Here is a 12176-nt window from a genome sequence, read left to right as displayed (position 1 = left end):
AATACAAAAACGTTCCGACTGGCGGCGTCAGCTCCGGCTATTCGAGAGCGCCCGCTTCGGCAGTACCTGCAGTTCGGGCTCGTACTCGACGGTGGCCTCGACGCCAAAGACGTCGGCGAGCAACTGTTCCGTCACGACTTCCTCGGGCGGCCCCCAGTCGTAGAGTTCGCCGTCGCACATCGCGACCAGATAGTCCGCGAACCGGGCCGCCTGTGAGATGTCGTGGAGAATGACCGCGACCGTCACGCCCCGTTCCTCGTTCAGTTGTCGAATCGTCTCGAGGACGCGGAACTGGTGGTGAATGTCCAGAAACGTCGTTGGCTCGTCGAGCAACAGGACGTCGGTGTCCTGTGCCAGCACCATGGCGATCCAGGCCAGTTGCTTCTGCCCGCCGCTCAGCTGACCGAGTTCCGACTCCCGGAGGTGGTCGATTCCCGCCAACTCGATCGCGCGTTCGACCGCCTGCTGGTCCTCCTCGCTGACGCCGTCGAAAAAGCCCCGATGCGGGTAGCGGCCGTGATAGATGAGATCCTCGACCGAGATCGAGCCGAGCGAGTCGTTCTCCTGCGAGAGGACACCCATTTCGCGCGCCAGTTCCTTGCGACTGAACGCATCGAGGTCCTTGCCGTGTATCTGTACGGACCCCGCGTTCGGCTCGAGATGCTTCGAGAGCGCCTTCAGCAGGGTACTCTTCCCGCTGCCGTTGGGTCCAACGAGCGCGGTCACCGCTCCCTCGGGGATGTCGAGGCGCGCGCAGTCGACGATGGTTTCCTCGCTCGTCGGATAACTGAGTTCGAGGTCATCGCCGACCAGTGCGCTCTCGACCGCGTTGCCGTCGTCGTCGGTGATCCGCTCCTGTTCTCGATCCCCGCTCTGCTGTGTGCGTGACATTATAGCTCACCCATTGATTGCTGCTTCCGCATCAGATAGAGGAAATACGGGCCGCCGATCAGTCCGGTGACGACGCCGACGGGCATCTGGGCCCCGCCCAGCGCGAGTCGCGCACCGACGTCGGCGGAAACCATCAGTGCGGGTCCGGCGAAGAGACACCCGACCATCAGGCGTCGGTAGTCCCCACCGACCGTGTTCCGGACGATGTGGGGGACGACGAGGCCGAAGAAGCTGACGATACCGGCGACGGCGATTGCGGCGCTGGCGGCCACGATCGCGACGGCCGAGAGAGAAAACCGGACCCGTTCGACGCGCATACCGAGCGAGCGAGCGGTGCTTTCACCCAACATGAGGACGTTCAACTGCCGCGCACCGGCGAGCGCGATCGCGATCGCCACGGCCGCTGGCAGGACTGCGATCCGTACTTCTTCCCAGCCGGTGCCCGTGAGCGATCCCGTCAGCCAGGCGATCGCCGTCTGGACGACACCCAGATCGTCCGCGAAGAAGAACAGCCCCTGCTGGAGCGACTGAAAGACCATGTTTACGACAACGCCTGCGAGTACGAGTCGGACGGGGCTCGTCCCGCCCTTCCAGGCGATCGAGTAGACGGTCACGAACGCGGCCGTCCCGCCCAGGGCGGCGATCAGCGGCAGGAACGGCGTGAGGCCGCTAAAGACGACCAACGTTGCCAGCACGGCGAATCCAGCGCCGGAACTGACGCCGAGTACGAACGGACTCGCCAGTTCGTTCCGCGTCACGGCCTGGAAGATCGCACCGGAAATCGCAAGCGTCGCACCGGCGATGATCGCGACGAACACCCGCGGCATTCGGAGGGTCCAGACGACGATGCTCGCGGTACTCATCTCCGGCAGGTCCGTCCCGAAGAGGAACGCCGACCAGGCGTGGAGGTTGAATATCACGCTGGGCTCGAACACCGCTTGCCAGGCCTCGAGGAACGTCATCGAGTACTCCCCGAAGCTCACCTGTACGAGTCCGGCGACGACGGTGATGACCGTACTCGCCAGACAAAAGAGGACAAGCCGCCCGGTTACCCATCCCTCCCGCTCTCGGGCGGACCTGTGTCCCTCGACCGACTGCGCTTCTCCCATCACATTTAGGTGTGCCTAAAAGACGTTTAGTAGTTGCGGTTGCAGAACGATGTGACAATCGCTGCCACCAGCCGGAGTCGGTCGGTTCTCCCGACTCGATCCCCACGACGGGCCGTGCCGTTACTCGAGCAACTCGATCTCGTCGTCGCCGTTTGGCACCGCACAGATGAACGCGCCCGGCCGGTCGCTCTCGTTGCGGTACCAGTGGACCGTCCCCGCGGGGATAAGCAGCGAGTCGCCGGCTTCGACCTCGTACTCCTCGTCCTCGAGCCCCACGGTGTACTCGCCCGCGAGGACGTACTGTTCGTGTTCGACGTCGTTGGTGTGTTTCGGTACCTCGGCGCCGGGCTCGAGGACGAACCGCCGGATCGCAAACGTCGGCGCGCCGTGATCGTCGTTGAGCAGGACGGCCTTCTCGAGGCCGTCGGCCGCCTCGACGGTCTCGTACTCGAGGTCCGCGCCGCGGCGAAGCAGTGGCTCGGTCATATCGGAACACAAGCGCCGTCGCTACTAAAGGCCAGTGTCACGGCCACGAGCGCTGCGGCTCGGGGATATAAAATACTGCAGTCAAGTGCCGATACCGTTACGAATCCGCTCTACAGGCGCTCGACGTTCGTCGCGCGCGGGCCCTTGGGGGCCTGCTCGATGTCGAACTCGAGTTCCTGTCCTTCTTCCAGGTCCGGGCCGCCGATGTCTTCCATGTGGAAGAACACGTCGTCGTCCGCGTCCTCAGTCTCGATGAATCCGTAGCCGCCAGTGTCGTTGAAGAAATCAACGGTTCCTTTCGCCATTGCTTCTAAAGAGAACGGCCGGGGAGTCTTAAACCCTGTGACTCCGGAGTCGTCTCGAGAACTGTCGGATACGACGCGCTCGGGCCCTCAGATACTGTCGCCGTCCTCGAGGCGCTGGACCGAGATAGCGATGAAGTACACCAGCATGAACACGAAAAAGCCCCCCGAGAGGCCGACCAGTTCCACCGTTCCCACGCCGTCGGGGTTGATAAGGGCGAAGGCCGCCATCCCGACGACGAACACGGCGATGATGAAGCCGCCGACGGCGTAGTAGAAGCCGAGATCCGACTCGAGTCGTTCGCGCATGCCTTCCCCTTTCGGCTCCCAGTATAAGTATTCGGAGTCTTGGGAGCCGAAGTACCTTATAGCCGCCGCGGCAACGAACGCGTATGGCGGAGTACGAGCTGGACGCGGTCGACCGGGAGATCCTCTACGCGCTCCAGGAGGAGGCACGGAACCTCTCCTCCAGCGAGATCGCCGACCGGACCGACGCCTCCTCGAGTACGGTCCGCAAGCGCATTCAGCGACTGGAGTCCGAGGGGGTCATCAAGGGCTACAGCGCCAACATCGATTACACGAAGTCCGGCTATCCGATCCGGATGCTACTGTTCTGTACGGCACCGATCCCCGACCGCGGGGAGTACATCGACGACCTGCTCGAGATTTCGGGCGTCGTCTCGGTGCAGGAGTTGATCACGGGCGAGCGGAACCTCCTCGTGACCGTGGTCGTCGAGAACGACAGGGCCGTCACGCCGATCGCACAGCAGATCGCGGACATGGGACTGACGATCACCGACGAAGTCCTCGTCCGCAGTCATCGATCGACCTCGTTCGACGAGTTCTCTTCCTAACGCGGTCGTCGGGAACCCCGACCTCGACGACCGGCGCGAGGGGACCGGGCCCGCGGGCTTCGTATCGACAGCCGGAGGCGACTTCGTCATGCGATTCAGCCGAAAGCCGCCGGCTCGGCGCTCGAGCGGCCGGTTACGAACGATCGTAACGGCCCGTGTCGCCGACTAACGAACGATTTGTTCGAACCGAAGGCTATAATAACCGCTCTGTTCACATATGGGGTAGAGACGACCGGTTACGCAAGTGTTGCCGCGAACGACACGTCGCGACGGGACCCGGTCCCGTACTGGTCGACTACGATACATGACCGAGGACACAGCAACGATCGACGACGACGTCGCACAGCGCCCCGAACCGACGCCGCCGAGTTCGGCCGTGCCGCGAGCGTCGACCTGGACGGTCTGGACGCTCTTTCTGGCCAGTCTCGGCGTTCTCGCGCTGACGGTTCGAGGGGGTGCCGGCTGGGAGTTTTCGACGCTCCTGCGGGTTGACGGATTGACCGCGGTCATGTGGGTCGTGGTCACGTTCTTCAGTGGGATCGTCCACAGCTACTCGCGGCGCTACATGGCCGGCGACCGTGACATCGAGCGGTTCTTCGGTCGCGTGTTCGGCTTTACCCTCGCCGTCATGACGATGACCGCGGCGAACCACGTCGCGCTGTTCGTGGCCGCGTGGCTGGCGATGGGCCTGCTGCTGGCCGGTCTCATCGGCCACGTTCGCGACTGGCCACAGGCCCAGGCCGCCGGCCGAGTCGCCCGCCGCTATTTCCTCGCCAGCAGCGCCCTGCTCGCCGGCTCGGTGGCGCTGCTCGCCTGGGCGACCGGCGCGATGACGCTCACCGGGATCCTCACCGGGCTCGAGGGCGTCTCGCCGACGGTCACGCTCGTCGCCGCCGCGGGGGTCGTCCTCGCGGCGATGGTCCAGTCGGCGCTCGTGCCGTTTCACGGGTGGCTGCTGTCGTCGATGACCGCGCCGACGCCGGCGTCGGCCCTGATGCACGCCGGGTTCGTCAACGCGGGCGGGGTCCTGTTGACCAGGTTCGCGCCGCTGGTCGGCAACGAACTCGTGATCATGTCGGCGATCGTCCTCGTCGGCGCGGTCAGTGCCCTGCTCGGGCAGGCGATGATCCTCGTCCAGACGGACGTCAAGCGCAAGCTCGGCAGCTCGACGATCGCCCAGATGGGCTTTATGTTACTCCAGTGTGGGCTCGGCTTTTTCGCCGCGGCCATCGCTCACCTCATCCTGCACGGTTTCTACAAGGCGTATCTCTTCCTCTCGTCGGGGGCTGGCGTCGAGCGCGTAGCTCCCAAAGATGCGGGCCACACCGAACTCGGCTTCCCCGGGATCGCCGTCAGCCTCGTGACGGCCGTCGGCGGCGGCGCGCTCTTTGGCATCCTCACCGGAAAGGCGACGAGCCTGACGCTGAACAGCGGCACCATCCTGACGCTGGTCGTGGTCCTGACGACGCTGACCGCGGCCCGCGATATCCTTCGCCGCTCGACCCTGCCGACGATGGTCCGGTTCGTCAGCGTTCCGCTGGTCGTCCTGACCGCCATCGGCGGCTACGCCGTGATGTTCAACGCCGTCTCGTCGATGCTGTCCGGCGTCCCGATGACCCACGTTTCGACCGAGCTGACCGTCGTCCACTACCTCGTCGTCGCCCTCTTCGTCGGGGCGTATCTCGTCGCGGAACTCGGCTGGTATCGCTCGAGCGAGCGTCTCTACGTCGCCTTGCTGAACGTCTCCCAACCCGATCCGTCGACCGTCCTCACCAACACGGAGGAATACAATGACGCGTAACACCGACGACGCCCGTCGCATCGAAGCGAGCATCGACAGCGCGGCCGAGCGCATCGGCTCGGTCTGGCCGCTGCACTCGTTCGTCACGGCCAACCCCCTCTCGGGGTTCGAGGACGAGCCGTTCCACCGCGCCGTCGCGGAAGCCGAAGAGCTGTTCGGCGGCCGGGGCTACCCCCACCCGTCGGTCTTCCGCCGCGCCTGGGAGTCGGGCCGTATCGACGCCGACACGCTCCGGGCGGAACTGGCGGCCCACGGGATCGACCGCGATCCCGAGACGCTGCTCGAGGAGATGGCCGACGCCGAAGCGGAACGCACGGCCGCAGACCCCGACGACGCGACCGAGACCGTCGATCGGGTCCTCTCGAAGTGGCTCGCTGCCTTCCTCGACGAGGGGCAGGCCAAGTGGCCGATGCCCAACCGTGAGGCGGGGTTCTATCGGGCGTGGCGCGCGGTGGCCCCCCACGACGGCGACGTGCCCGGCCCCGCCGACGCCGACGACCTGCCCGAGACGGCAATCGAGGCGCTCGAGTCGGTCCTCGGCGACTACCCCGAGGGGCGCTGGGTCGAGATCCTCGAGGCCCATCTCGCGGCGTTGCCGGGCTGGAGCGGGTTCATCACGCAGCGGACCGACGACGCCGTCGATCCGTGGCAGGAGCAGTACCCGATCACGCTGGCTCAGTACCTCGCCGTGCGGCTGACGATCACGGATCTGCTCGACGCGCCGATCGATCTCGACGCCGGCGACGGGATCGACGCCGATGCCGACGAGGTCCCGCTGCCCGAGATCTGGCTGACCGCCTGGGAGAAGAGCTACCGCGAGCGACTCCTCGACGGGATCGACGACGCCGTGACCGGTCCCGAAGCCGCCGGGGACGGTGGTCGTCCGGCGGCCCAGCTCGTGTTCTGTATCGACACGCGCTCGGAAGTGATCCGCCGCCACGTCGAGACACAGGGCCCCTACGAGACCCACGGCTACGCGGGCTTTTTCGGCGTGCCGATGCGCCACCGCGGCTACGAGGCCGCGGCCGATACCGACGCCTGCCCGCCGATCGTCGAGCCCGAACACCGGATCGTCGACCGGCCCGCCGACGCCGAGTCGGCGGCCGCCCGCGACCGCTGGACCGGACTCGCCACGGCCGCGCGCAAGCATTTCAAGACGCTCAAGTCCAACCTCGTCGCGGCCTTTACCTTCGTCGAGGGGGCCGGCAGCGCCTACGGCTCGGCGATGGCGGCCCGCACGCTGTCGCCGTCGACGATCGCCACGCTCGAGTCGGCTATCGCGGAGCGTGTTCCGAGCCGCCACGAGGCCGCCGCACCCGCCGTCGACTACGACGCGTACGACGATCACGACCACGCCGACCACGACCTCCCGAAGGGGCTGAGCCACGAGGCGAAAGTCGAGTACGCCCGGAACGCCTTCGAACTCATGGGCTGGACCGAGTTCGCCCGGCTGGTCGTCTTCACGGGCCACGCCAGCGAGACGACGAACAACCCCTTCGGCTCGAGTCTCGACTGCGGGGCCTGTGCCGGCAACCCCGGCGGCCCCAACGCCCGCGTCCTCGCGGCGATCTGTAACGACCCGGACGTCAAGGCGGCGCTGCGCGAACACGGGATCGATATCCCCGAGGACACCGTCTTCCTCGCGGGCGAACACAACACGACGACCGACGAGATCACGCTGTTCGACGACGACGTGCCCGAGAGCCACCGTGAGGACCTCGCGTCCCTGCGCGCGGACCTCGCCCGCGCCCGCGCCGAGGCCGCCGCCGAGCGCACCGCGTCGGCCGACGACGAGGCGGCCGTCGACGAAGTCGAGCGCAAGGCGGCCGACTGGGCCGAGACCCGTCCCGAGTGGGGGCTGGCCGGCAACGCCTCGTTCGTTATCGGGCCGCGCGAACTGACCGCCGACCGCGACCTCGACGGCCGCGCGTTCCTCCACTCCTACGACTGGTCGGTCGATCCGGACGGCGACGCCCTCGAGGCGATCGTCACGGGGCCGCTCGTGGTCACCCAGTGGATCAACAACCAGTACTACTTCGCGACGGTCGACAACGGCGTCTACGGGAGCGGCTCGAAGGTCACCCAGAACCCGGTGGGCAACGTCGGCGTCGTCCAGGGCAACGGCGGTGACTTGTTGACCGGCCTGCCGCTGCAATCGCTCAAACTCGACGACGAGCGCCCGTTCCACCAGCCGCTGCGCCTGACCGCGGTGATCCACGCGCCCCGCGAGCGCGTGACCGAGATCCTCCGCGACCACGAGGACGTCAGGGAACTGCTCGACAACGGGTGGATCGGCGATCTGACCGTCGTCGATCCCGAACGCGACAACGAGTCGTTCCACTACGCGGGCGATCTCGAGTGGGCGAGCCACCGCGAGGAGGCGACTCCGGAGGCGGCGACGCCGACGGAGACGACGCCGGTCGCGGAGTCGACGGCCGACGACTGACGCTGCTCGCGGTCGCCGTCACTCCACCGATCCGTCGCCGTACAGCAGACTTTTCACCGCTGACTCGTCGCCCGATGGCACCCGTTCGGCGAGGACGTCGGGATCGGTCTCGCCGTCGACGCTGACGAGATACGCACGCCCCGGTTCGTCGCCGTAGACGCCCTGAAAGTCGTAGACGAAGCCGTAGACGTCGACCCGGTCCGGGATCTCGTCGGCGGCACACAGCGAGCGGGCCTGATAGTCGACGTTGTACTCGACGAGCCGGTTGATGACGGCCTCGTCGTCGGCCGCGCGGTCGATCAGCCCGCTCCCGAGGGCCTCTTCGATCACGGGGACGAGCATATCGACCCACTTGTCGACGCCGCGCGGCCCGGGCGGATCCCCACCGGTCGCGACCCGATAGGCGGCGGTGACCGCTCCACAGCCGGTGTGGCCCACGACGGCGACGGCGTCGGTCCCGGTGTGGTGGATCGGATAGAGGACGCCGCCGTCGACGATCCGCTCCCCGTTGTCGTCGTCCCAGACCTGATTCCCGATGTTGCTGGGCGTAAACACCGTTCCCGGCCGATCGACGCCCCACATCCCCTCGTGAGAGACCCGCGAGTCGGAACAACAGACCGCGACGACGGACGGGTGCTGGCCGGTCTGGACGTCCGCGAAATGCTCCTCGGGCAGCGACTCGACGTGGCGGCGGTTCCCGGCGAGTAGCCGCTCGAGGGTATCGCGATCGGTTCCCATACTCGACCTACACGAACGGTGATGAAAAAGGTTCGAGGCCAGTATCCCGTCGTGGGAAGACGACGTCCGCGCCGACGCCGCGAGGTTCCGCGAGCCCAATCTTCACCTATGACCGTCTCCATGAGTGGGTATGGCAGAAACCAGACAGTGGCAACTTGCCAGTCGCCCCGTCGGCGAACCGACTCACGACAACTTCGAACTCGTCACCGTCGACCGGCCCGAACCGGACAACGGTGAGGTACTGGTCGAGACGCTCTATCAGTCGGTCGACCCGTACATGCGCGGTCGCATGCGCGACGCGGAATCGTACGCCGAACCCTGGGACGTCGGCGACCCGATGAAAGCAAGCGTCGTCGGCGAGGTCGTAGAGTCAAACAGCGGCCGGTTCGCCGAGGGCGATATCGTCACCGGCGACCTCCTGTGGGCGGAACACGCCGTCGCGGACGCGAACGAACTCCAGCGAGTCAATCCCGACCACGGGCCGATCTCGACCGCGCTGGGCGTCCTCGGAATGCCCGGCGTCACGGCCTACTGGGGGCTGAACGACGTCGGCGACCCGAAACCCGGCGACACGGTGGTCGTCTCCGCCGCGGCGGGCGCGGTCGGCTCCGTCGTCGGTCAGCTCGCCCGCCTCGCGGGCGCTCGAGTGGTCGGTACCGCCGGGAGCGAGGCGAAGATCGACTGGCTCACCGACGACCTCGGTTTCGACGCCGCGATCAACTACAAGGAGACCGACGACCTCTCGGCCGCGATCGACGAGACCTGTCCCGACGGCGTCGACGTCTACTTCGACAACGTCGGCGGTCCGATCACCGACGCCGTCTGGCCTCGGCTGAACGTCGACGCTCGCGTCGCGGTCTGTGGCCAGATCGCGCTCTACAACGAGACCGAGGTGCCGACCGGCCCGCGGAAACTCGCCAAGCTCATCGAATCCCGCGCGACGGTCGAAGGGCTCCTCGTCAGCGACTACCAGCCCCGGTGGGGCGAGGCCCTCGAGCGACTCTCGACGTTCGTTCAGAACGGCGACGTCCAGTACCGCGAGAACGTCGTCGAAGGCTTCGAGAACGCACCCGACGCCTTCCTCGGACTGTTCGAGGGCGACAACATCGGGAAGCAGTTGGTGCAGGTCGCCGAGTACGAGGGGTAAGCCGCGCCTCGCCGGCGGCGGTCGTTCCGGTTCTTCAGATGATGTCAGGAGTCGCCGGATACGACCACGCCTCGCCGTCGGCAGCCTTGACCGCGGCGATGGCACAGAACGCCAGATCGACGACCGGCAAGAGCAGTACCGGGACGATGCCGATGATCGCGAGGACGAAGACGGCCGAGACGAGCATGTAGAACGTGAACGCGATCTGCCAGTTCAGCGCGTTCCGCGCGTTCTCCTCGACGAACGGGTCGTCGGTCGCGATGAGGACGATCAGCGGCCCGATGGCCCACGTGAATATCGCGAGGACGTGGGTGAGCGCCGCCATCGTCGTGTCCCCGTCGGTCCGGCGGCTCGAGCCATATTCCGTCCGCGAGTCGCTCCGCGAACCGTCCGAGTCCCAGCTACTCTCCTCGCTCGAGACGCCCCACGAATCGTCGTCAACCGCGTCACCGCACTCGCTGCAGTAGTTCGCGGTCGGCGAGAGCGAGGCACCACAGTTCGGGCAGCTGTCGGGAACCATGGTCCCACATCGAGTCGACGGACAAATAATTGTATCCCGTCCGGTCCGTCGATCGCTATCAGTCGGTCAGCCCGTACCCGATCTTGAACAGGTAGACGTCGATCGCCAGCACCGCCGCAGTGGCGGTCGTCAGGATCCCCAGCGCGAACAGCGGCGCGAAGTCGGCGTAGGGCGCGGGCAACACGCCGACGCCGATCAGGTCCGAGTGGCCAAGCAGCCCATAGCGGACGCTGTCGACCATGTAGACCATCGGGTTCAGCAGCGAGAGGGTCACCTGCCAGCCCTGCTCGAACGTCTCGAGCGAGTAGAAGACCGCGCCGAAGAACACGAGCGGTCGGAGGATGAACTGGTTCATGACCGTCAGGTCGTCGAAGTCCCGCGCGACGAGCCCGCCGATAATTCCGAGCCCGGCGAACAGCGCCGTGATGACGACCATCGTCGCGATCAGGAACAGGCCGTGTTCGAACCCGATCGGGACGAACAGCCGGCCGACGGCGGCGATGATGATCCCGACGACCAGGCCACGCACCGCGCTGGCACCGACGTAGGCGACGACCATCTCCGCGTAGGACAGCGGCGAGGTCAGTGTCTCGTGGATGTACTCGTTCCACCGCCCGTGGAAGATCGAGAACGAGGCGTTCTCGAAGGCGTTCGAGATCGCCCCGAGGACGATCAGTCCGGGGACGATGAAAAGAATGTAGGGATAGCCCGCGATCTCGTCGATCCGGCCGCCTAGGATCACGCCGAAGACGGCGAAGTAGAGGACGTTCGTGATCGCCGGCGGCATGAACGTGTTCTTCGGCCGGCGGACGAACCGCAATACCTCGCGCCGAAAGAGCGCCCGGAAGCCGACTGACAGCATCAGGCGACCCCCTCCTGTTCGCGCTCCGGTTCACGGCCTTCGGCGGCGCTCTCGCCGTCCGCGCTCTCAGCCGACGATCGCGTGACGGTCCGGTCCTCGCTGCGGGTCAGATCGACGAAGATCTCCTCGAGCGAGGTGCGGGTGATCTCGAGGTCGGCGATCTCGAACCCGCGGGCCTCGAGGTCGTTGAGCAGCCGCGGCGCGGTTGCGCCGCCGTCGTCGACCCGGACCTCGAGCCGGTCGCCCGACACCGTCGTTTCGTGTGCGTAGGCCCCGAGATCCGGCGCGGTCGACGGCTCGGACTCGAGTCGCACGGCGATGGTGTCGGTGCCCCGCTGTTTCAGTTCGTCCGGGGTCGCGACGGTCACCTTCCGGCCCTCGTTCATGATCGCGACCCGATCACAGAGCCGTTCGGCCTCCTCGATGTAGTGCGTAGTGAGGAGAATCGTCGTCCCCTCCTCGTTGAGTTCGGTGACGAGTTCCCAGAGGTCGTGGCGGAGTTGAACGTCGACGCCGGCGGTCGGCTCGTCCAGAATGAGGAGATCGGGATCGGTGACGAGCGCTCGAGCGAGCAGCAGCCGACGTTTCATCCCGCCGGAGAGCCAGTCGAAGCGTTCGTTTCGCTTGTCGTAGATCCCGACGCGTTTGAGGACCTCGTCGGCCCGTTCGGCGGCCTCGTCCTCGGGGATTCCGTGGTAGCCGGCCTTGTGCATCAGCACCTCCTTGATGGGGAAGAAGCGATCGACGTTGAACTCCTGGGGGGCGAGGCCGATGGCGTCGCGAGCTTGCCGGTAATCGTCCTCGACGTCGTGACCGAAGACCCGTGCGTCGCCGCCGGTCTTGCGGACCAGGCCGACCAGCGTATTGATAAACGTCGTCTTGCCCGCCCCATTGGGGCCGAGCAGGCCGAAGAACTCGCCTTCCTCGACGGTCAGTGAGAGTTCCTGCAGCGCGCGGAGATCGCCGTACTCCTTCACGAGATCGACGGTTTCGATGGCCGGTGGCATCGCCATGGCATCG

13 protein-coding genes are annotated in these 12176 nt (G+C 66.4%); 4 read left to right on the top strand and 9 right to left on the bottom strand.

Annotated elements, in window-relative coordinates:
* Nucleotides 1-27 precede the first annotated feature (27 nt).
* The 5 genes from NP511_RS09165 to NP511_RS09145 all read right to left on the bottom strand — a co-directional run bounded on the left by NP511_RS09165 (nt 28) and on the right by NP511_RS09145 (nt 3097).
* Entirely contained in the window at nt 28-891 is an 864-nt protein-coding gene (locus NP511_RS09165) for an ABC transporter ATP-binding protein (RefSeq protein WP_049965431.1), read from the bottom strand.
* Nucleotides 891-2000 (bottom strand): FecCD family ABC transporter permease, encoded by a 1110-nt coding sequence (locus NP511_RS09160; RefSeq protein WP_006649759.1) that lies wholly within the window; start codon nt 1998-2000, stop codon nt 891-893. The genes NP511_RS09165 and NP511_RS09160 overlap by 1 nt, the downstream gene beginning before the upstream one ends.
* A gap of 120 nt (nt 2001-2120) precedes the next feature.
* Nucleotides 2121-2486 (bottom strand): cupin domain-containing protein, encoded by a 366-nt coding sequence (locus NP511_RS09155; RefSeq protein ID WP_006649760.1) that lies wholly within the window; start codon nt 2484-2486, stop codon nt 2121-2123.
* Between the two features lie 110 nt (nt 2487-2596).
* Complete coding sequence (locus tag NP511_RS09150) at nt 2597-2791, bottom strand: cold-shock protein (protein WP_005554588.1); 195 nt, start codon at nt 2789-2791, stop codon at nt 2597-2599.
* An 87-nt stretch (nt 2792-2878) separates the two neighbouring features.
* Nucleotides 2879-3097: a hypothetical protein gene (locus NP511_RS09145; RefSeq protein ID WP_006182887.1), complete on the bottom strand. Its 219-nt coding sequence runs from the start codon at nt 3095-3097 to the stop codon at nt 2879-2881.
* An 83-nt stretch (nt 3098-3180) separates the two neighbouring features.
* Between NP511_RS09145 and NP511_RS09140 the strand changes: the two genes are divergently transcribed.
* The 3 genes from NP511_RS09140 to NP511_RS09130 all read left to right on the top strand — a co-directional run bounded on the left by NP511_RS09140 (nt 3181) and on the right by NP511_RS09130 (nt 7889).
* On the top strand, nt 3181-3642 hold the full coding sequence (locus NP511_RS09140) for an Lrp/AsnC family transcriptional regulator (RefSeq protein ID WP_006182886.1): 462 nt from the start codon (nt 3181-3183) through the stop codon (nt 3640-3642).
* A gap of 304 nt (nt 3643-3946) precedes the next feature.
* Nucleotides 3947-5443, top strand: a complete 1497-nt coding sequence (locus tag NP511_RS09135) for a proton-conducting transporter transmembrane domain-containing protein (RefSeq protein ID WP_049965432.1) — start codon at nt 3947-3949, stop codon at nt 5441-5443.
* Nucleotides 5433-7889 (top strand): DUF2309 domain-containing protein, encoded by a 2457-nt coding sequence (locus NP511_RS09130; RefSeq protein WP_049965433.1) that lies wholly within the window; start codon nt 5433-5435, stop codon nt 7887-7889. The genes NP511_RS09135 and NP511_RS09130 overlap by 11 nt, the downstream gene beginning before the upstream one ends.
* Nucleotides 7890-7907: 18 nt before the next feature.
* On the opposite strand, the gene NP511_RS09125 is transcribed toward NP511_RS09130, so the two are convergent.
* On the bottom strand, nt 7908-8627 hold the full coding sequence (locus NP511_RS09125; protein WP_049965434.1) for a carbonic anhydrase: 720 nt from the start codon (nt 8625-8627) through the stop codon (nt 7908-7910).
* A gap of 130 nt (nt 8628-8757) precedes the next feature.
* Here NP511_RS09125 and NP511_RS09120 point away from each other — a divergent pair, with 130 nt between their 5' ends.
* On the top strand, nt 8758-9774 hold the full coding sequence (locus NP511_RS09120) for an NADP-dependent oxidoreductase (RefSeq protein ID WP_049965435.1): 1017 nt from the start codon (nt 8758-8760) through the stop codon (nt 9772-9774).
* A gap of 34 nt (nt 9775-9808) precedes the next feature.
* On the opposite strand, the gene NP511_RS09115 is transcribed toward NP511_RS09120, so the two are convergent.
* From NP511_RS09115 to NP511_RS09105, 3 genes are read right to left on the bottom strand one after another with little or no spacing between them, the layout of a single operon-like run.
* A complete protein-coding gene (locus NP511_RS09115) occupies nt 9809-10294 on the bottom strand; it encodes a zinc ribbon domain-containing protein (protein WP_049965436.1) in 486 nt (161 codons plus the stop codon).
* Nucleotides 10295-10352: 58 nt separating this feature from the next.
* A complete protein-coding gene (locus NP511_RS09110) occupies nt 10353-11156 on the bottom strand; it encodes an ABC transporter permease (RefSeq protein WP_049965437.1) in 804 nt (267 codons plus the stop codon).
* Complete coding sequence (locus NP511_RS09105) at nt 11156-12163, bottom strand: ABC transporter ATP-binding protein (protein ID WP_049905774.1); 1008 nt, start codon at nt 12161-12163, stop codon at nt 11156-11158. The genes NP511_RS09110 and NP511_RS09105 overlap by 1 nt, the downstream gene beginning before the upstream one ends.
* Nucleotides 12164-12176 lie beyond the last annotated feature (13 nt).

The sequence above is a fragment of the Natrinema thermotolerans genome (assembly GCF_031165565.1).
In the GTDB taxonomy this organism is placed as follows: domain Archaea; phylum Halobacteriota; class Halobacteria; order Halobacteriales; family Natrialbaceae; genus Natrinema; species Natrinema thermotolerans.
Note: the sequence above shows the minus strand (reverse complement) of the source record. Positions and strands in the feature narration are given on the sequence as shown.

Coding starts and splice junctions, on each gene's coding strand:
- NP511_RS09165 (WP_049965431.1), bottom strand. CDS start 891: ATGTCACGCACACAGCAGAGCGGGGATCGAGAACAGGAGCGGATCACC.
- NP511_RS09160 (WP_006649759.1), bottom strand. CDS start 2,000: ATGGGAGAAGCGCAGTCGGTCGAGGGACACAGGTCCGCCCGAGAGCGG.
- NP511_RS09155 (WP_006649760.1), bottom strand. CDS start 2,486: ATGACCGAGCCACTGCTTCGCCGCGGCGCGGACCTCGAGTACGAGACC.
- NP511_RS09150 (WP_005554588.1), bottom strand. CDS start 2,791: ATGGCGAAAGGAACCGTTGATTTCTTCAACGACACTGGCGGCTACGGA.
- NP511_RS09145 (WP_006182887.1), bottom strand. CDS start 3,097: ATGCGCGAACGACTCGAGTCGGATCTCGGCTTCTACTACGCCGTCGGC.
- NP511_RS09140 (WP_006182886.1), top strand. CDS start 3,181: ATGGCGGAGTACGAGCTGGACGCGGTCGACCGGGAGATCCTCTACGCG.
- NP511_RS09135 (WP_049965432.1), top strand. CDS start 3,947: ATGACCGAGGACACAGCAACGATCGACGACGACGTCGCACAGCGCCCC.
- NP511_RS09130 (WP_049965433.1), top strand. CDS start 5,433: ATGACGCGTAACACCGACGACGCCCGTCGCATCGAAGCGAGCATCGAC.
- NP511_RS09125 (WP_049965434.1), bottom strand. CDS start 8,627: ATGGGAACCGATCGCGATACCCTCGAGCGGCTACTCGCCGGGAACCGC.
- NP511_RS09120 (WP_049965435.1), top strand. CDS start 8,758: ATGGCAGAAACCAGACAGTGGCAACTTGCCAGTCGCCCCGTCGGCGAA.
- NP511_RS09115 (WP_049965436.1), bottom strand. CDS start 10,294: ATGGTTCCCGACAGCTGCCCGAACTGTGGTGCCTCGCTCTCGCCGACC.
- NP511_RS09110 (WP_049965437.1), bottom strand. CDS start 11,156: ATGCTGTCAGTCGGCTTCCGGGCGCTCTTTCGGCGCGAGGTATTGCGG.
- NP511_RS09105 (WP_049905774.1), bottom strand. CDS start 12,163: ATGCCACCGGCCATCGAAACCGTCGATCTCGTGAAGGAGTACGGCGAT.